Annotated in this window: 20 protein-coding genes and 1 pseudogene; 9 read left to right on the top strand and 12 right to left on the bottom strand. The window is 70.4% G+C overall.

What is annotated here, in order from left to right:
• Window positions 1-6: 6 nt before the first annotated feature.
• Genes pqqE through pqqA form a run of 5 tightly spaced genes read right to left on the bottom strand, consistent with a single transcriptional unit; the run spans window position 7 to window position 3,256 of the window.
• On the bottom strand, window positions 7-1,137 hold the full coding sequence (gene pqqE, locus QF035_RS46480; RefSeq protein ID WP_307528082.1) for a pyrroloquinoline quinone biosynthesis protein PqqE: 1,131 nt from the start codon (window positions 1,135-1,137) through the stop codon (window positions 7-9).
• The gene (gene pqqD / locus QF035_RS46475; protein ID WP_373466830.1) at window positions 1,134-1,496 is read right to left on the bottom strand and encodes a pyrroloquinoline quinone biosynthesis peptide chaperone PqqD; all 363 of its coding nucleotides are present in this window, start codon (window positions 1,494-1,496) and stop codon (window positions 1,134-1,136) included. The genes pqqE and pqqD overlap by 4 nt, the downstream gene beginning before the upstream one ends.
• The gene (pqqC, locus tag QF035_RS46470; RefSeq protein ID WP_307528080.1) at window positions 1,493-2,227 is read right to left on the bottom strand and encodes a pyrroloquinoline-quinone synthase PqqC; all 735 of its coding nucleotides are present in this window, start codon (window positions 2,225-2,227) and stop codon (window positions 1,493-1,495) included. The genes pqqD and pqqC overlap by 4 nt, the downstream gene beginning before the upstream one ends.
• Window positions 2,224-3,114 (bottom strand): pyrroloquinoline quinone biosynthesis protein PqqB, encoded by an 891-nt coding sequence (gene pqqB, locus QF035_RS46465; protein ID WP_307528077.1) that lies wholly within the window; start codon window positions 3,112-3,114, stop codon window positions 2,224-2,226. The genes pqqC and pqqB overlap by 4 nt, the downstream gene beginning before the upstream one ends.
• A 10-nt stretch (window positions 3,115-3,124) precedes the next feature.
• Window positions 3,125-3,256 (bottom strand): pyrroloquinoline quinone precursor peptide PqqA, encoded by a 132-nt coding sequence (gene pqqA, locus QF035_RS46460; protein WP_307531887.1) that lies wholly within the window; start codon window positions 3,254-3,256, stop codon window positions 3,125-3,127.
• A gap of 265 nt (window positions 3,257-3,521) precedes the next feature.
• On the opposite strand from pqqA, the gene QF035_RS46455 reads away from it, so the two are divergent.
• Window positions 3,522-4,262, top strand: coding sequence for a class I SAM-dependent DNA methyltransferase (locus QF035_RS46455; RefSeq protein ID WP_307528074.1), 741 nt, complete (start codon window positions 3,522-3,524; stop codon window positions 4,260-4,262).
• A 316-nt stretch (window positions 4,263-4,578) separates the two neighbouring features.
• Window positions 4,579-5,601, top strand: a complete 1,023-nt coding sequence (locus QF035_RS46450; protein WP_055614988.1) for a DNA-directed RNA polymerase subunit alpha — start codon at window positions 4,579-4,581, stop codon at window positions 5,599-5,601.
• Window positions 5,602-5,716: 115 nt separating this feature from the next.
• On the opposite strand, the gene QF035_RS46445 is transcribed toward QF035_RS46450, so the two are convergent.
• Complete coding sequence (locus QF035_RS46445; protein WP_307528070.1) at window positions 5,717-6,124, bottom strand: hypothetical protein; 408 nt, start codon at window positions 6,122-6,124, stop codon at window positions 5,717-5,719.
• On the opposite strand from QF035_RS46445, the gene QF035_RS46440 reads away from it, so the two are divergent.
• Both QF035_RS46440 and pgm read left to right on the top strand, forming a co-directional pair.
• Complete coding sequence (locus QF035_RS46440; protein WP_307528068.1) at window positions 6,123-6,317, top strand: hypothetical protein; 195 nt, start codon at window positions 6,123-6,125, stop codon at window positions 6,315-6,317. The two genes, QF035_RS46445 and QF035_RS46440, sit on opposite strands and share 2 nt — an antisense overlap.
• 424 nt (window positions 6,318-6,741) lie before the next feature.
• On the top strand, window positions 6,742-8,379 hold the full coding sequence (gene pgm / locus QF035_RS46435) for a phosphoglucomutase (alpha-D-glucose-1,6-bisphosphate-dependent) (RefSeq protein WP_307528067.1): 1,638 nt from the start codon (window positions 6,742-6,744) through the stop codon (window positions 8,377-8,379).
• A gap of 174 nt (window positions 8,380-8,553) precedes the next feature.
• On the opposite strand, the gene QF035_RS46430 is transcribed toward pgm, so the two are convergent.
• The 3 genes and pseudogenes from QF035_RS46430 to QF035_RS46420 form a co-directional block, all read right to left on the bottom strand.
• On the bottom strand, window positions 8,554-9,276 hold the full coding sequence (locus tag QF035_RS46430) for an amidohydrolase family protein (protein WP_307528066.1): 723 nt from the start codon (window positions 9,274-9,276) through the stop codon (window positions 8,554-8,556).
• Window positions 9,277-9,448: 172 nt separating this feature from the next.
• Window positions 9,449-9,679, bottom strand: a pseudogene (locus QF035_RS46425) (amidohydrolase family protein); the annotation flags it as partial.
• A 248-nt stretch (window positions 9,680-9,927) separates the two neighbouring features.
• The gene (locus QF035_RS46420; RefSeq protein ID WP_307528064.1) at window positions 9,928-10,485 is read right to left on the bottom strand and encodes a PLP-dependent transferase; all 558 of its coding nucleotides are present in this window, start codon (window positions 10,483-10,485) and stop codon (window positions 9,928-9,930) included.
• 101 nt (window positions 10,486-10,586) lie between these two features.
• Between QF035_RS46420 and QF035_RS46415 the strand changes: the two genes are divergently transcribed.
• Window positions 10,587-11,492 (top strand): NADP-dependent oxidoreductase, encoded by a 906-nt coding sequence (locus tag QF035_RS46415; RefSeq protein WP_307528062.1) that lies wholly within the window; start codon window positions 10,587-10,589, stop codon window positions 11,490-11,492.
• Window positions 11,493-11,653: 161 nt separating this feature from the next.
• On the opposite strand, the gene QF035_RS46410 is transcribed toward QF035_RS46415, so the two are convergent.
• The 3 genes from QF035_RS46410 to QF035_RS46400 all read right to left on the bottom strand — a co-directional run bounded on the left by QF035_RS46410 (window position 11,654) and on the right by QF035_RS46400 (window position 13,236).
• On the bottom strand, window positions 11,654-12,067 hold the full coding sequence (locus QF035_RS46410) for a VOC family protein (protein ID WP_307528060.1): 414 nt from the start codon (window positions 12,065-12,067) through the stop codon (window positions 11,654-11,656).
• A complete protein-coding gene (locus QF035_RS46405; RefSeq protein WP_307528058.1) occupies window positions 12,064-12,648 on the bottom strand; it encodes a dihydrofolate reductase family protein in 585 nt (194 codons plus the stop codon). The genes QF035_RS46410 and QF035_RS46405 overlap by 4 nt, the downstream gene beginning before the upstream one ends.
• Window positions 12,649-12,813: 165 nt before the next feature.
• Window positions 12,814-13,236, bottom strand: coding sequence for a secondary thiamine-phosphate synthase enzyme YjbQ (locus QF035_RS46400; RefSeq protein WP_307528056.1), 423 nt, complete (start codon window positions 13,234-13,236; stop codon window positions 12,814-12,816).
• Between the two features lie 236 nt (window positions 13,237-13,472).
• Between QF035_RS46400 and QF035_RS55980 the strand changes: the two genes are divergently transcribed.
• The 4 genes from QF035_RS55980 to QF035_RS46385 all read left to right on the top strand — a co-directional run bounded on the left by QF035_RS55980 (window position 13,473) and on the right by QF035_RS46385 (window position 16,505).
• A complete protein-coding gene (locus QF035_RS55980; RefSeq protein WP_353963658.1) occupies window positions 13,473-13,556 on the top strand; it encodes a putative leader peptide in 84 nt (27 codons plus the stop codon).
• A gap of 170 nt (window positions 13,557-13,726) precedes the next feature.
• Entirely contained in the window at window positions 13,727-14,653 is a 927-nt protein-coding gene (locus QF035_RS46395; protein ID WP_307528054.1) for an ABC transporter permease, read from the top strand.
• A complete protein-coding gene (locus QF035_RS46390) occupies window positions 14,626-15,402 on the top strand; it encodes an ABC transporter ATP-binding protein (RefSeq protein ID WP_307528052.1) in 777 nt (258 codons plus the stop codon). The genes QF035_RS46395 and QF035_RS46390 overlap by 28 nt, the downstream gene beginning before the upstream one ends.
• Window positions 15,403-15,473: 71 nt before the next feature.
• On the top strand, window positions 15,474-16,505 hold the full coding sequence (locus tag QF035_RS46385) for an ABC transporter substrate-binding protein (protein ID WP_307528050.1): 1,032 nt from the start codon (window positions 15,474-15,476) through the stop codon (window positions 16,503-16,505).
• Window positions 16,506-16,507: the final 2 nt, after the last annotated feature.

Below are 16,507 nucleotides of genomic sequence, written 5' to 3'. Positions count from 1 at the left end.
GGTGGGTCACACCCTCCGAGGGCCCTGCGGGGCGCCTCGCGGGGGATGGGAACGGGGGACCGTCGGCGGGGCGGCCCGCGATACGGGCGCGTCGACGAGTGTCCGTACCAGACCGTGGTCGGGGGACAGCCGGCACACGGGATCGGTGCGGGAGGCGTCGCCGGTGAGCGCGTACGCCTGGCAGCGGCAGCCGCCGAGATCCGTTTCCCGCTCGGGGCAGGAGCGGCAGGGTGCGGCCATCCAGTCGGTGCCCCGGTAGCGGTGGAACGCGGGCGAGTGGCGCCAACTCCACTCCAGGGAACGGTCCTTGACGTTCGGGGCGTCGAGCCCCGGCAGTGTGGCGGCGGCCGGGCAGGGCAGCACCGTGCCGTCGGGGGCCACGGTCAGCGAGACGGCACCCCAGCCGCCCATACAGGGCTTGGCGATCCCGTCGATGTAGTCGGGCACCACCCACACCACGTCCACCCGACCGGCCAGTTGCTCCCGCCGGGCCTCTACGACGGCCCGCGCCCGGTCGATCTGCTCCCGACCGGGCAGCAGGCGGTCCCGGTTGACCAACGCCCAGCCGTAGAACTGGGTGTTCGCCAGCTCGATCCGCTCGGCGTCCCAGTCCAGGGCGAGATCCAGGAGGGCGCCGATCGCGTCCAGGTTGTCCCGGTGGAGTACGACGTTCAGGCCCAACGGCAGTCCCGCCTCCCGGACCAGGGCCGCGGCCTTCCGCTTGGCGGCGAAGGAGCGGGTCCCGGCGATCCGGTCGGAGGCGGCGGATTCGGCGTGCTGCACGGAGAGTTGGACACTGCGCAGCCCGCGGTCGATGAGGGCGGTCAGCCGCTCCCGGGTCAGGCCGACGCCGCTGGTGACCAACTGGGTGTAGATGCCTGCCGCGTCGGCCGCCTCGACGATCTCGGGCAGGTCGCGCCTCAGCAGCGGTTCACCGCCGGAGAGGTGGGTGTGGACGACGCCCAACTCCCCGGCCTGGCGCATGACGTCGGCCCACTCGTCGGTACGGAGTTCCGCGGATCTGCGGACCAGCTCCAAGGGGTTGGAGCAGTAGGCGCAGTGCAGCGGGCAGCCGTGCGTGAGTTCCGCGAGCAGCGCCCAGGGAGGGGCGACGGGCGCGGCGGAGACCTCGGTCATCGAATCCAGCCCTCCTCACGCATCCGCCCGAGGAACTCCGGAACCTCCGTGGCGACCGACGCGTCGGGAAAGCGCTCGGCCAACTCGGCGACGATCGCCGCGACTTGGCGTCGGCCGTCGCAGAGCCTCAGGACGGCACCCGCGCTGCCCCGCAGCACGACCACCCGTTCCGGCATGAGCAACAGGTCGGTGCCGCGCACCCGGTCGTGCCGGAGCATGACGGACCGGCTCAGCGCCGGAGTCCAGTGCCCGGCGTCCGCAACGGTGCCTTCACCCGCCTCCGCGCCCGTGTCCGTGATGGCGTCCTCGTTCGCGGGCGAGGCGCGACCGCCGGGAGGCGCCTCCCTCAGGGGTTTCATGGCCCCTCCCCCGCCCCGTCCACGGCGTCGAGCAGCGACCACAGCACATCGCACTTGAAGGCGAGCGCGGCGACGGCCCGTTCCTGTTCCTCGCGGGTGAGCGCCCACCGTTCGACCAGTGCGAGCGCCTCGGCGCTGTCCCGGCTGCCCTGCTCGACGCGGGTCCGGAAGTAGGCGAGCCCCTCGGCCTCGATCCAGGGGTAGTGGAGTTCGAAGGCGGCGATGCGGGTGCGCATGATGCCGGGAGCGGACAACTCGGTGAGGGAGGCGGCGACGGCTTCCAGCGGGGACCTGAGCCGGCAGAAGTTGACGTATCCGTCGACGGCCAGCCGCACCCCGGGCAGTACATCCTCGGCCGACCACAGCCGTTCCCGGTCGAGCCCGGCCGCCTCGCCGAGCCGCAGCCAGCGCTCGATGCCGCCTTCCCCTTCCCGTACACCGTCGTGGTCGACGATCCTGCGCAGCCACATGCGGCGCAGCGCCGGGTCCTCGAACTTGGCGAGGATCAGGGCGTCCTTGACGGGGATGTGCCGCTGGTAGTGGAAGCGGTTGGCGATCCAACGGCGCAGCTCGGCCGGGGTCAGAGCGCCCTCGTGCATCCGTACGTTGAAGGCGTGGCGGTCGTGGTAGCGGGTGGTGGCGATGTCGCGCAGTCGCTCTTCGAACTCCGGGCGGCTCCAGGGGTTCTGCCGGTCCTGGGCGGTCGTGTCCCGTACAGGTGTTGTCGTCACAGCTCGATGACCATTCCGTCGGCGGCGACCTCTAGTCCCCGGTCGGCCAGTTGTTTGTGCCGGTCGTCGTCCGGGTCGGTCAGGGGGTTGGTGTTGTTGAGATGCGTGTACAGACAGCGGGCGCGCAGCCCGGTCAGCCGGTGCGCGGTGCCGGCGGGGCCGTCGATCGGCAGATGTCCCATGCCGCTCGCGGTCCTGGTGGAGATGCCGGTGCGCACGGGCTCGTCCTCGTCCCAGAACGTGCCGTCGACGATGACGCAGTCGGCGGTTTCGGCGGCCTCCTGCAGCGCCTGGGGCCAGGCGGCGAGGGCGGGGCCGTAGACGAGGGTCTTCCCCGTGGACGGTTCGCGGAGCACGAGGGCGACCACCCAGCGCGGGTCGTCGTCGCCCGTTCCTACCGCGTACCGGGGGCGTTTGGCGGCGATGGGCACGGCGACGGCCTCCAGTTCCGGGCCGAGCGGCAGCGGAGCCGTGCCCAACTCCCGCCAGAGCAGCTCTGTGTACGGTCCGAGCACGGCTCCGAGGCGCGGGCCCGCGAGCAGTGCCTCGCGCACCGGGGCGGTGGCGACCAGTTCCACGCCGTCCGCCTCGCGCAGCCGCGCGACGCCGAGGGTGTGGTCGAGTTCGGCGTCGGTGAGGACGACGCCCGCGACCGGCGTCTGCCGGGCACCGGGGCCGGGGTGCAGTGCGGGGGTGTCCTCGATCTGGTCCCCGATGTCGGGGGTGGCGTTGACGATGTACCAGCGACCGGCGTCCGCTCGCACGGCGAGGGACGCGTGGCGGCGGCGCCGCTCCGGATGGGCGCGTGCCCCGGCACAGCCGGGACACGCGCAGTTCCACTGGGGCAGTCCGCCGCCCGCCGCGGTGCCGAGCACCTGCAGCAGCACAGCGGCGGGGTTACCGCGTGACCAGTGCGTACGCCGTCACTTCGAGCGCGGTGTCGACGACCTCGTACTCGGGTGACTGCCAGCCCGTCCCACCGGTGAAGGTGGCTCCGGACCGGTCCGGCGTCTCCTGGGTCCTGCTGATCTCCTGGGGCTCCCGGATCTCCTGCATGTCTGTTCCTGCCTTCCTGCGTGGGGGTTCAGGATCGAACAGATCATTACTGGTGTACCTGGACAGACTGGACACGGCGTTCATAAGAGTGCTTCGCGTTCAGTCCTCTGCTCCAGCATCACCATCTGACGGAACACGGTCAATCACTCGAACCGAACCGAATCAGATCCGACCCGATTCCGCGCCGGACGGAAAATGCGTCGACACCGCCTCGCCGGGCCCGGCAGAGTGACCGGTCGTGACGAGCAGTGAGCTGTGGACCCGAGCGACCGCCGACCGCTACGACGCCGAGGAGAGCGAGAGGTCCTCGGCTGCCTTTCTGGGACCGGCCCTCGCATTCCTCGCCGACCTCGCGGGAGACGGCCGGGCGCTGGAATTCGCGATCGGAACGGGTCGGGTGGGCCTCCCGCTCCGGGAACACGGCGTGCCGGTGGCGGGCATCGAGCTGTCCGAACACATGGCGGCGGTCCTGCGACGCAAGATCGACGAGGACACGCTCCCGGTCACCATCGGGGACATGGCCACGACCGTCGTGCCCGGCGATTTCACGCTGGTCTACCTCGTCTACAACACCATCACGAATCTGCTCACGCAGGACGAGCAGGTCGAGTGCTTCCGCAACGCCGCGCGCCACCTGACACCCGGCGGCCGATTCGTCATCGAGTTGGGCGTGCCGCCGCTGCGGTTCCTGCCGCCCGGGCAGGTGGCGGTGCCGTTCGACGTGTCCGAGCGGCATCTCGGCTTCGACACCTTCGACCTCGTCGAGCAGATGCTTGTCTCGCACCACTTCACCCGCGACGGCGACGACGACCGCTACCGCCGCGACAGTTCACGGCACCGCTACGCATGGCCGGCGGAGCTCGACCTGATGGCCCGGCTCGCGGGGCTCGAACTGGAACGGCGTGTCGCGGACTGGTCCGGCGAGCCCTTCACCGAGAACTCCGCGAAGCACATCTCGGTCTGGCGCAAACCGGCCTGAAACGGGCCCGCACCGGGGCCACCCGGGAAACGACGGGCGAACCCGACGACTAACATTGTCCCGGTTCACCGTAGGTTCGAGTCCGCTCCCCCAAGGAGCTGCGCTTCCTGCCGGAACCGGCTGCCGTACGAGCTGGTCGTACGAGCTGACCGGAGCCGAGTCCTTCTTGGCGGCGGAGGGAAGTCCGGAAGCCTCCTCGCCGGGTCGGAGACGGCGGTTCGGCCTCCGGTGAGACCGTAACGCCCGGATCGCCCGTACCCTTCGAGGTGTCTACGGCGTCACATAGCGGGCGCCAAACTACTGGAGGCAACACCTCGTGCTCATTGCTCAGCGTCCGTCCCTGACCGAAGAGGTCGTCGACGAGTTCCGCTCCAGGTTCGTGATCGAGCCGCTGGAGCCGGGCTTCGGCTACACCCTCGGCAACTCGCTCCGCCGCACGCTCCTCTCGTCGATCCCCGGCGCTGCTGTCACCAGCCTCCGCATCGACGGTGTCCTGCACGAGTTCACCACCGTGCCGGGCGTCAAGGAGGACGTCACCGACCTGATCCTCAACATCAAGCAGCTGGTCGTCTCCTCGGAGCACGACGAGCCGGTCGTGATGTACCTGCGCAAGCAGGGTCCGGGTCTGGTCACCGCCGCCGACATCGCGCCCCCGGCCGGTGTCGAGGTCCACAACCCCGACCTCGTCCTCGCCACGCTCAACGGCAAGGGCAAGCTGGAGATGGAGCTGACCGTCGAGCGCGGTCGCGGTTACGTCTCCGCCGTGCAGAACAAGCAGGTCGGCCAGGAGATCGGGCGCATCCCGATCGACTCGATCTACTCGCCGGTCCTCAAGGTCACCTACAAGGTCGAGGCGACCCGTGTCGAGCAGCGCACCGACTTCGACAAGCTGATCGTCGACGTCGAGACCAAGCAGGCCATGCTTCCGCGTGACGCCATGGCGTCGGCCGGCAAGACCCTGGTCGAGCTGTTCGGTCTGGCCCGCGAGCTCAACATCGACGCCGAGGGCATCGACATGGGCCCGTCCCCGACGGACGCCGCGCTCGCCGCCGACCTGGTGCTGCCGATCGAGGAGCTCGACCTCACCGTCCGCTCCTACAACTGCCTCAAGCGCGAGGGCGTCCACTCCGTGGGTGAGCTCGTGGCCCGGTCCGAGGCGGACCTGCTCGACATCCGCAACTTCGGTGCGAAGTCGATCGACGAGGTCAAGGCGAAGCTGGCCGGCATGGGCCTGGGCCTCAAGGACAGCCCTCCCGGATTCGACCCCACCGCCGCCGCCGACGCCTTCGGCGCGGACGACGACGCGGACGCGGGCTTCGTGGAGACCGAGCAGTACTGATCCGTGCGCCACGACCGGGTCACGGGGGACCCGGGACAACAGTGGAGCCGGTGAAGCGGAAACAGCACGCCAGAGGGCGTCCGCCGCGGCGGACGCCCTCTGGCGGCTGGCCTTCTCAGGATGAGCCGGCCGGCACCTCACCCGTTCTGTCCGCGACGCCAACCTCCATGAGCGCCGCATCGGTTGTTCCGAGGCAGACGAGGCTGGACGAGTCGAAGACCCGGCCGTAGCCCTTTGGGGCACCCTCGAATGTAAGACCGACGCCCGCCCGTCCCGCGGCATCCTTGATGTGGTCCACGACGCGTACGCCAGGGAGCTCGGCCATGGCGCGGTAGATCGCGGCGCCGAGGTCGGGCAGCAGGGTGGCGTCGTCGATGCCGGCTCGGAGGCTCTCGACGACGACCTCCGTGCGGCGGCTCGCTGCCACATTCCTGGCGTCGCCGGAGAGCTTCTTCAGCAGCGCGCCGGGATCGGTGGGCAGCGCCTGAAGCTGCCGGAAGCCCAGGTATCCGGCGCCGCTCATGGTCATCACGTCCTTGTGGGCAAGGTCGGGTTCGCCCGTCGAGGACAGCCCGCCGGACTTCCGCACCGTCCCGCTCGCCGTCCACCGAATCCCACTGCTCTCGCCGGACGGTTCCCTCGTACGCCACCGGGACGGGCGTGACGAGCCCCTTGGCGTCCTTCGGGGGCATCGCGGGCCGGCCCAACTCGTCTGACGACCCCTGCGACTTGGTGTAGACGTACTGGTCGTCGCGCACCGTGACCGCGGGGCGGTCGGCCGCCACCACGCCCAGTCCGACGACTGCGGCAAGGCGCAAGCGGCGCGGCGACGAGAACGAGGCACCGCCCGGGGCGCCGGCGTGCGGGAATCACGGGTGAGATGCTCGACGAGGCATTCGTCGTGCCCAACTGCTCGTGGGCGCTCTGCTCGTGGGCGTTTTCGCGGGTGATGTGCTCCATCCTCCATCAGATCGTCCCTCAGTACGCGATGGACCAGCCGTGCCCAGCTTGTCGCGGGGACCTACGTCGTCGTGCCCGCCGAACGCGTGCCACCGTGGCGCCCGGTGCGCGTCATGGTGGGCCGGGCAGGGGAGAATGAGGGCCGTACCCAACGGTCGACCCTTGCGGAGGAGCGGGCACATGCAGAATGCGCGAGCGGGGCAGGTCGCCGGGCCCGAGGACCTCATCGATGTGGCCCGCCTGGTCACGGCGTACTACGCGCTGCATCCCGACCCGGCCGAGCCCGGGCAGCGGGTGGCGTTCGGCACCTCGGGACACCGCGGCTCGTCCCTCGTGGCGGCGTTCAACGAGGACCACATCGCGGCCACCAGCCAGGCCATCTGCGAGTACCGCGCCGCCCAGGGCACCGACGGCCCCCTCTTCCTCGGCGCCGACACCCACGCCCTGTCGGAGCCCGCGAGAATCACGGCGCTCGAGGTCTTCGCGGCCAACGACGTCACCGTCCTCATCGACCAGACCGACGGCTACACGCCCACCCCGGCCGTCTCGCACGCCATCCTCACCCACAACCGCAACCGCTCCTCCGGCCTCGCCGACGGCGTGGTGGTCACTCCCTCGCACAACCCGCCCGCCGACGGCGGCTTCAAGTACAACCCGCCGAACGGCGGCCCCGCAGGATCCGAGGCGACCTCCTGGATCCAGGACCGCGCCAACGAGATCATCACCGGCGGCCTGAAGGACGTACGGCGCATCCCCTACACCCGCGCCCTGGCCGCACCCGGGACCGGCCGCCACGACTTCCTCGGCACCTATGTGGCCGACCTGCCGAACGTGCTGGACCTGGAGGCGATCCGGTCCGCCGGAGTGCGCATCGGCGCCGATCCGCTGGGCGGGGCTTCCGTGGCCTACTGGGGCCGGATCGCCGACGAGCACCGGCTCGACCTCACTGTCGTGAACCCGCTCACCGACCCCACCTGGCGCTTCATGACGCTGGACTGGGACGGCAAGATCCGCATGGACTGCTCCTCGCCGTACGCCATGGCCTCGCTCATCGAGCAGCGCGACCGGTTCGACATCGCCACCGGCAACGACGCCGACGCCGACCGGCACGGCATCGTCACGCCGGACGGTCTGATGAACCCCAACCACTATCTGGCCGTGGCGATCTCCTACCTGTTCTCGCACCGGGAGCAGTGGCCCGCGGGCGCCGGGATCGGCAAGACCCTGGTGTCGTCGAGCATGATCGACCGGGTCGCGGCGGACGTCGGCCGTCCGCTGGTCGAAGTTCCCGTCGGCTTCAAGTGGTTCGTGGACGGCCTGTCCGACGGCACGCTCGGCTTCGGCGGCGAGGAGTCGGCGGGCGCGTCCTTCCTGCGGCGCGACGGCTCGGTGTGGACCACCGACAAGGACGGCATCATCCTGGCCCTGCTCGCCTCCGAGATCACGGCGGTCACGGGCAAGACCCCGTCGCAGCACTATGCCCGGCTCACCGACCGCTTCGGCGCCCCCGCCTACGCGCGCGTCGACGCACCTGCCTCCCGCGAGGAGAAGGCCCTGCTCGCCAAGCTGTCCCCGCGCCAGGTCACCGCCGACACCCTCGCCGGCGAGCCGGTCACCACGGTGCTCACCGAGGCTCCCGGCAACGGTGCGGCCCTGGGCGGCATCAAGGTCGCCACCGCCAACGCCTGGTTCGCGGCCCGCCCTTCGGGCACCGAGGACGTCTACAAGATCTACGGAGAGTCCTTCCTCGGCCCGGACCACCTGCGCCAGGTCCAGGAGGAGGCCAGGTCCGTGGTGCTGGCGGCGCTGAACGCCTGACGCGAACGAGAAGCCGTATCTCAACCGCTCTTGCAGCATGACGCTTGACGGCTGCGGCTGCGGCTGCGGCTGCGGCTGCGGCTGCGGCTGCGGCTGCGGCTGCGGCTGCGGCTGCGGCTGCGGCTGCGGGAACGGTGATGCACGCTACGTGCGGTGTGCAGCCGTTGAGCGCGGTTACTTCGATTCCGGCTGCGGGCGCCACGTGCCGTCGAGCGGAATGCCGGCGGCCGCCGCGATCCGGTTGCGTGATTCGAGCAGTCGGGTCCTCAGCGCCGGCAAGTCCACGCCCACCAGCACGCCGTCGCGTTTCACGACGCGGCCGGCGACTGGGACGGTGTCCACCAGGCCGGGATGGCCGGCGCTGACGACGGTGGCGACCGGGTCGGTGACCGGGAACACGGTCAGGTCGTCGGCGCGCAGAAGGATGATGTCGGCGTCCTTGCCGGGCGTGAGGCTGCCCGTTCGGGCGTCGAGCCCGCACGACTGGGCGGCATCAATGGTGGCGAACTCCAGCAGGTCCCGGGAGCGCAGGCCGCCGTCCGGGCCGCGTTGCACGGCGAAGGCGGTACGCATAGTGGAGAACATGTCCCCGCCGACCGACGGGACGTCGTCGATGGACAGCGTCGGGCGCAGGCCGGCGGCCAACGCCCGGCCGGTGACCGGCGATCCGAACCCCATCTTCAGCTCGACGTCCGGGCTGATCGACAGCGAGCTGCCCGCGTCGGCGAGCATCCGCAGCTCTTCGTCGCTGATCCCGTTGGCGTGCACGAACGTGGTGGTGTCCCGCAGGAGACCGTGCTCGCGCAGGTCGGTGACCGTACCGCTCGCTTCGATGTGCAGGCTGGTGTGCAGGCCGAGTTCGGCCGCCAGCTTCAGTTCGCGGGCGACGGTGTCCATACCGGTGGCCTCGGGTCCCGCGCAGCCCCAGTGCCATGGTGACCAGGCCGTCGCCGGCCAGGTCGGACCGGACGCGGCGGATGTCGGCGCCGAGGAGGTCGGCGGTGCTCCAGCCGGCGCCGAGGCAGAAGATCGACCGTCCCGGCGCGTCCCGCAGCGCGGCGACGGCGGCGTCCTCGTGCTCGTGGCTCTGCGCGACGTACCAGTCCAGCATCGTGGTCACGCCGGAGTGCAGGGCCTCCAGGCGGCCGAGGAGGGTGCCCGCGTAGACGTCCTCGGGTTGGTAGTGGGGTTTGACCGTGCGGTGCATGGCCAGCGCCCACTCGGGGAACGTCCAGTCCGCGCCGACGCCTCGGAAGGCTGTCTGCCAGGAGTGGCGGTGGTTGTCGACGAAACCGGGCATGACGATCCGGTCGGTCGCGTCGATCACCTCGGCGTCGGGCGCGTCGACGCGCTCGGCCACCTCGACGATCACACCGTCCTCGATCAGGACGTCACCGCGGTCGAGATCGCCGACGGCCGGGTCCATGCTGACCACGGTGCCGCCGGTGAGCAGGGTCTTCTTCGTCATCGGATGCACTCCTTCACAGTCACGCACGGGCGCTCACGGGCGCTCACGGTCGCGCACGGGCGCTTTCGGGTGGTTGAAGATCAGGTCTGCGCAGCGTTTCCGGCGAGCCCCGCATCCGCCGCTTCGAGCGCGTCGGCGACCAGGTCGGCCGTGTCCTCCGTGCTCGCGGCCAGCCGGACCAGGCCGGGCGGAACGGACTCCGCGAGCTGTTCCTCGCTGAGCATTCCGCGCCACATCGACGCCGGATGCACGGCCAGCGATTCCACACCGCCGAGGCCGGCCGACCGGCGGGGATGGCGCAGCCGGCCGAGGAAGGCGTCTGCCATCTCGAACCCACCGGCGAACTCGATACCGAGCACCCCGCCGAAACCGCTCATCTGGTCGACGGCCAGGTTGTGTTGGGGGTGGGTCGCCAGACCGGGATAGTGCACCTTCGCCACCACCGGATGCTCGTTCAGCGCCTCGGCGAGCGCCAAGCCGTTGGCGTTGTGCCGCGGCACCCGCAGCGGCAGGGTGCGCATACCGCGCAACAGCTCGTAGTGGCGCAGCGCGCGGACGCTCACTCCCGCCTTCTCGGCGACCTGACCAATACGTACGGGTCTTCGCCTCGTCCGGCAGGTTCGATTTGCACCTGACATCAACGTCAGGTTTTAGCGTAGTGGGCGTCGGCGCTCGCCGAGCATTCACCCCACTGGTTTCGCGAACGGCCGGTTCAGGCCGCGTGGAAAGGCAGAACGTCATGCGCGCAGTCCGCTATCACGAGTACGGCAGTGTGGAGACCCTGGTGGTCGAGCAGGTGCCGGACCCGCATCCCGGGCCCGGCGAGATCCGCGTCCGCGTCGCGGCGGCCGGCGTCAATCCCGTCGACTGGAAGGTGCGTTCCGGTGCGGTGCACGAGGTGCTCCCCGTGGACCTGCCCGCGATTCCTGGGCGTGAAGCCGTCGGCGTGGTCGACGAGACCGGCGAGGGCGTGCAGGGGGTGAGCATCGGCGACCGTGTCTTCGGGCTGGGTGGCGTCACCGGCGCGACAGCGGAGCTGGCCGTGCTCTCGGCCTGGGCCCACGCGCCCACCACGTGGACCGACGAGGAGGCCGCCGGCGCCGGTCTGGCATCCGTGACCGCGATGGGCGGACTGAAGGCGCTCGGTCCCCTGCGGGGGCGCACCCTTCTCGTCGAGGGCGCCGCCGGCGGCGTGGGCAGCGCCGCGGTCGAGATCGCGGTGGCTCAGGGCGCCACCGTGATCGGGACGGCCAGTGAGCGCAACCACGAGTTCCTCACCTCTCTCGGAGCCGTCCCCACCACCTACGGCACCGGCCTCGCGGAGCGCCTCGCCACCCTGGCTCCGGACGGTGTCGACATCGCGCTCGACACCGCGGCCTCCGGATCCCTGGCCGATGTCGTCGCGATCGTGGGCGACCCTGCTCGCGTGTCGACGATCGCCGACCACACCAACGCGCATCGCCTGGGTGTGCACATAGCCAACGCGGAGAACGACTCCACGCTCCTCGCCGAAGCGGGCGAACTCGGCCGGCAAGGCCGCTACACACCGCGCGTCGAGCGGGCCTACCCGCTCGAACGGATCGCGGAAGCGCACGCATACGCCGAGCGCGGACACACCCGAGGGAAGATCGTGGTCTGCATCTGAGCTTGTCCCACTGCTTGTCCCCGTTCGGGGCTTCCCACGGCTTCAGCTGCGGGAAGCCCGCGCCTCCGGATCACCGGTCCTGGAGTGATCCGACCACCTCGGAGATCATTCGTCTGGAGCTCTTGGCCAACCGGCGGGTCACTCCACAGACCGTGGCCGCCTCAGGCGAAGTCCGCTGCGGTGATGCCGTCGGGATGTCCGGACGGCCACTCGACCAGCTCGATCCGGTAGCCGTCCGGGTCCGTGAGCCACGACGTCCTCGGGCCGTGAGGGCCACCCGGGTACTGGAGGGGTTCGGGCCCAAGGCCGGCTTCGGTCAGCGTCTCCAGGGTGGTGGCTAGCGTTTCCACCTGGATCGCGAGGTGGTCGAACCCGCTGCCCACGTCGACCGGTCCGTCGCCGGGGCGGTGGACCAGTTCGAGCGAGGCCGCCGGCTCGTCGGGGAACTTGAGGATCACGAGGTGAGCCCCGTCGCCGCCCTCGACCCTGCCCAGTTCGACGTAGCCCAGGGCGGTGTAGAAACCGAGCGAGCGGTCCAGGTCGGTGACGCGGTAGGAGACGAAGAGCGTCTTCACGCGGCCTCCCCGGACCGACGCACCCGGTAGCGGAGGTGCGTGACGTCTCGATCCTCGAGCCGTCGGACCAGGTCGAGTTCGATGTGATCACTACCCAAGTGGTCGAACAGCCGTCGGCCCTCCCCGAGGAGGACCGGAATCAGGTGGATCTCCATCTCGTCGACCTGCCCGGCCCGGAGAAGCGCTTGCGCAGCCCCCGCCCCATGGACCATGACCGGCCGGTCCCCTGCGGCTGCGCGAGCCTGACGGGCGCAGTCCTCGACATCGGTGACGAAACGCGCGTGGCCGGGTGGCACGTCCCCGTCGTCCACCTGGTGGGTGAGGACGAGGATCGGCACGCCGTCGTGGTGGTCGCCCTGCCAGCGCCCGGCGAGTTCGAAGGTCCGTCGGCCGGAGATCACCGCGCCGGTCGCCAGCGCCTCGCGGTAGACCTGGCCGCTCGGACCGTCGGACTCCCGGTCGTCGAGCCAGTTGAAGAGCCGCCCACCGTCGCGCCCGAGCTCCTGCCCGGGCCGATCGTCCGGGCCGGCGACATAGCCGTCGAGCGACATCGACATGTACAGCCGAATCGGACTCTTCATCCTGGCCTCCGTCTCTCCTCCATGACACCGGGATCCGGCGTTTCCCGATCCGCCGACGGGGCGGGAGTGTCACAAGGGAGACTTCGGACAACCGGCAAACTCATCGGCCCGACCCGCTGCCGAGGCGGCCACCGGCCGCCTCGGCAGCGGTGAGGACGATCTCGCTCATCCCAGGAAGCTCAACCGCACGTGACGGTCGGTATTGGAGATGTTGGTGTCGACCAGGCACACCGACTGCCACGTCCCCAGTTCCAGGCGGCCTCCCAGTACCGGCAGCGTGGCGTGCGGGGGCACGATCGCCGGGAGGACGTGGTCGCGGCCGTGGCCGGGGCTGCCGTGGCGGTGCTGCCAGCGGTCGTCCGAGGGGAGGAGAGTGTGGAGGGCGGCGAGCAGGTCGTCGTCGCTGCCGGAACCCGTTTCGATCAGGGCTACTCCGGCTGTCGCGTGGGGCACGAAGACGTTGAGCAGGCCGTCACGATCGCCCGCGACCTCGCGGAGGAAGGCCTCGCATTCACGGGTGAGGTCGACGACCCTCTCCCTGGATCCGGAGGCGATGTTCAGTACACGGCTGGTGAAGGCATCGGACATGGGCCAATCCTCGCCGATCCCCCGGATTCCGCACCCGCTGTCGGATCCCACGCCCAATACGGCTTGGGTTCCGCGGGCCCGGCCGCTCCTCATCAGTCCCGGCAACTCCCCCGTCCAGCAGTACCGGCCGCTCCCCGGCCCACCAGGGCACCCCACTCGCCCGACCCGTGATACCCGAGGTCCACTCCGCGAGACGCCATTGACCGTACGCGGCCCAGCTGGCTACTTTCAGCCGCATGTTGCGTTCAGTCATGCTCACCACGCGCGGTCACATCGACCTGCTGCGGGTGGCCTCCGCCGCGTGTCGCCGCGGACACTGACGCCTTTTCACCCGCTTCACCTCTCCTGCGCCTCAGCACACCTCTGCGTCCGCACGTCTGATCTGAGCCGGACGCCGGGACGCTGACGCGCGCCCCGCCCCTCGCACACCCCCTGCACCCCGCATCTCCCCTGCGCGTGCCCTCCGTCGCTCTCCTGCCGTGGAGCCCTCATGAGCATCAGCCATGCCCCGCCGGACTCTCATGGACCCGATATTTCGGGAATATCAGAGTTCGCTGACCCCAAGTCCAGTGGCCCAAGGCCCGGCGACACCACGTCCGCCGACCACGCCCTTCCCGAGCTCGAACCCATCGTCCCCGCCTCGACCCGCCGCACCCGCGTCCCCCGTTGGCTGCGCCGCACCTCCGGCCCCGTACTGCTGCTCGTCCTGTGGCAAGTCCTCAGCAGTACGGGCGTGTTGACGGCCGATGTGCTGGCCTCGCCCGGCACCATCGCGCGGGTGGCCGGCGATCTGGTCTCCGACGGGTCACTGACGAACGCGATGGGTGTCTCGCTCCAGCGCGTCGCGGTGGGGCTCCTGCTCGGCACCGTCGTCGGTACCGGACTCGCCCTGGTCTCGGGCCTGTTCAGGATCGGCGAGGACCTCGTCGACGCGAGCGTCCAGATGCTGCGGACCGTGCCGTTCGTCGGCCTGATCCCGCTGTTCATCATCTGGTTCGGCATCGGCGAGGCCCCGAAGGTCGCGATCATCACGCTGGGCGTGTCCTTCCCTCTCTACCTCAACGTGTACGCGGGTATCCGCGGCGTCGACTCCCAGCTGATCGAGGCCGGCGAGTCACTGGGCCTGTCCCGCTGGGGACTCGTACGGCATGTCGTTCTGCCGGGCGCCCTCCCCGGTGCCATGACCGGTCTGCGCTACTCGCTGGGCATCGCCTGGCTGGCGCTCGTCTTCGCCGAGCAGATCAACGCGGACGCCGGCATCGGCTTCCTGATGGTCCAGGCGCGCGACTTCCTGCGTACGGACGTGATCGTGGTCTGCCTGATCGTCTACGCCTTCCTCGGCCTGCTCGCCGACTTCATCGTCCGCTCCCTCGAAAGGCTGCTGCTGCAATGGCGACCGACGTTCACCGGCCGGTGACCACCGAGAAGGTCACGACCGTTCCCGCCGCACCCGCCCCCTCCTCGGTGGTACGCGTCGACGGCCTGACCCGCTCCTTCGACGGCCGCGCCGTCATCGACAACCTCCGACTCGACGTGAGGCCGGGCGAGTTCGTGGCCCTCCTCGGTCGCAGCGGCTGCGGCAAGTCCACCCTCCTGCGCATCCTCGCCGGGCTCGACCGCGACATCGAGGGCACCGTCCTCGTGCCGCGCCGCAAGGCCGTCGCCTTCCAGGCACCCCGGCTGATGCCGTGGAAGAAGGTGTGGCGCAACGTCCTGCTCGGGCTGCCCGGAAAGCCCGAACGCGCCGTCGCCGAGCAGGCGTTGACCGAGGTGGGCCTCGCCGACCGCGCCGACGCCTGGCCCAAGACCCTCTCCGGCGGAGAGGCCCAACGCGCCTCGCTGGCCCGCGCGTTGGTGCGCGAACCTGATCTGCTGCTGCTCGACGAGCCGTTCGGCGCGCTGGACGCGCTGACCCGGATCAAGGCCCAGCGGCTCGTCGGCGAGCTGTGGCAACGGCGGGGCTGCGCCGTCCTCCTGGTCACGCACGACGTGGAGGAGGCGGTACTGCTGGCCGACCGCGTCCTCGTGATGGACGACGGCGTGATCGCGCACGAGACCGAGGTCGAGCTGGACCGTCCGCGGGACATCACCGACCCGCGGTTCGCCGAGCTGCGCGCCGGGCTGCTGGAACGGCTGGGCGTCGACACCGCCGCCGAAGCCGCCTGAACCTCCCCTACAGACAGCTCAGTTACGCCGCCCCCTCCCCCCCCTCTGAACACCCACCGAACGGAATCCTCATGCGACGACACCTCGTCCCCGCCGCCCTGCTCCTCCCCCTGGCCCTGCTGGCCTCGGCCTGCGGCGGGAACTCGTCGGCCAGCACCTCGACGGGCGACGGAACCGACGGGAAGGGATCGCTCATCCTCAACGTCGGTGACCAGAAGGGCGGTTCGGAAGCGGTACTGCGGGCCGCCGGAGAACTCAAGAACCTCGACTACAAGATCAAGTGGTCGACGTTCACATCCGGCCCGCCCCTCCTGGAGGCGGTCAACGCCAAGGCCGTCGACATCGGCGGCGTCGGCAACACCCCGCCGGTCTTCGCGGCCGGCGCCGACTCCAAGATCACAGCCGTCGCGGCCTACCGGGGCAGGTCCAAGGGCGACGCGATCCTCGTTCCCGAGGACTCGAAGCTGAAGAAGGCCGAGGAGCTGAAGGGCAAGTCGGTCGCGGTGGCGCAGGGTTCGTCCGCGCACTACCAGTTGGTCGCGTCGCTCAAGGCGGCCGGGCTGACGCTGGGCGACGTCAAGGTGAAGTACCTCCAGCCCGCCGACGCGCTGGCCGCGTTCACCTCCGGCAAGGTCGACGCGTGGGCGGTCTGGGATCCGTACACCTCCCAGGTGCTGCAGGCCAAGCAGGGCAGGGTCCTGACGGACGGCGACGACGTGGTCAACGGGCTCACCTTCCAGGTGGCGGCGCCCGGAGCGCTCAAGGACAAGAAGAAGGCCGCGGCGATCCGCGACTACCTGGACCGGCTGCGGCGGGCGCAGGACTGGGTCTACGAGCACCCCGAGGAGTGGGCCAAGGTCTGGGCGAAGGACACCGGGCTGCCCTACGAGGTGGCGCTGGCCTCGGTGAAGCGGACCAACGCGACCAGGGTTCCGGTGGCCATCGACAAGCCGCTCATCGCCTCCGAGCAGGAGATCGCGGACACGTTCACCGACCTGAAGCTCATCCCCCGCAAGGTCGACTTCGGCGACTTCGTGGACACCCGCTTCAACGGCGACCTGCCGCCGTCCACCACCACTCCTCGCCCCTCGAAGGAGTCGTGACG

The sequence above is a fragment of the Streptomyces umbrinus genome (assembly GCF_030817415.1).
GTDB lineage: Bacteria > Actinomycetota > Actinomycetes > Streptomycetales > Streptomycetaceae > Streptomyces > Streptomyces umbrinus_A.
Note: the sequence above shows the minus strand (reverse complement) of the source record. Positions and strands in the feature narration are given on the sequence as shown.

Excerpts from the sequence above, each read along its gene's own strand:
- pqqD (WP_373466830.1), bottom strand. The coding sequence starts at position 1,496 with ATGAAACCCCTGAGGGAGGCGCCTCCCGGCGGTCGCGCCTCGCCCGCG.
- pqqE (WP_307528082.1), bottom strand. The coding sequence starts at position 1,137 with ATGACCGAGGTCTCCGCCGCGCCCGTCGCCCCTCCCTGGGCGCTGCTC.
- QF035_RS46440 (WP_307528068.1), top strand. The coding sequence starts at position 6,123 with ATGGTCATCACGTCCTTGTGGGCAAGGTCGGGTTCGCCCGTCGAGGAC.
- QF035_RS46395 (WP_307528054.1), top strand. The coding sequence starts at position 13,727 with ATGAGCATCAGCCATGCCCCGCCGGACTCTCATGGACCCGATATTTCG.
- QF035_RS46420 (WP_307528064.1), bottom strand. The coding sequence starts at position 10,485 with ATGTCAGGTGCAAATCGAACCTGCCGGACGAGGCGAAGACCCGTACGT.
- QF035_RS46405 (WP_307528058.1), bottom strand. The coding sequence starts at position 12,648 with ATGAAGAGTCCGATTCGGCTGTACATGTCGATGTCGCTCGACGGCTAT.
- QF035_RS46445 (WP_307528070.1), bottom strand. The coding sequence starts at position 6,124 with ATGAGCGGCGCCGGATACCTGGGCTTCCGGCAGCTTCAGGCGCTGCCC.
- QF035_RS46400 (WP_307528056.1), bottom strand. The coding sequence starts at position 13,236 with ATGTCCGATGCCTTCACCAGCCGTGTACTGAACATCGCCTCCGGATCC.
- pgm (WP_307528067.1), top strand. The coding sequence starts at position 6,742 with ATGCAGAATGCGCGAGCGGGGCAGGTCGCCGGGCCCGAGGACCTCATC.
- QF035_RS46385 (WP_307528050.1), top strand. The coding sequence starts at position 15,474 with ATGCGACGACACCTCGTCCCCGCCGCCCTGCTCCTCCCCCTGGCCCTG.
- QF035_RS46415 (WP_307528062.1), top strand. The coding sequence starts at position 10,587 with ATGCGCGCAGTCCGCTATCACGAGTACGGCAGTGTGGAGACCCTGGTG.
- QF035_RS46390 (WP_307528052.1), top strand. The coding sequence starts at position 14,626 with ATGGCGACCGACGTTCACCGGCCGGTGACCACCGAGAAGGTCACGACC.
- QF035_RS55980 (WP_353963658.1), top strand. The coding sequence starts at position 13,473 with ATGTTGCGTTCAGTCATGCTCACCACGCGCGGTCACATCGACCTGCTG.
- QF035_RS46430 (WP_307528066.1), bottom strand. The coding sequence starts at position 9,276 with ATGGACACCGTCGCCCGCGAACTGAAGCTGGCGGCCGAACTCGGCCTG.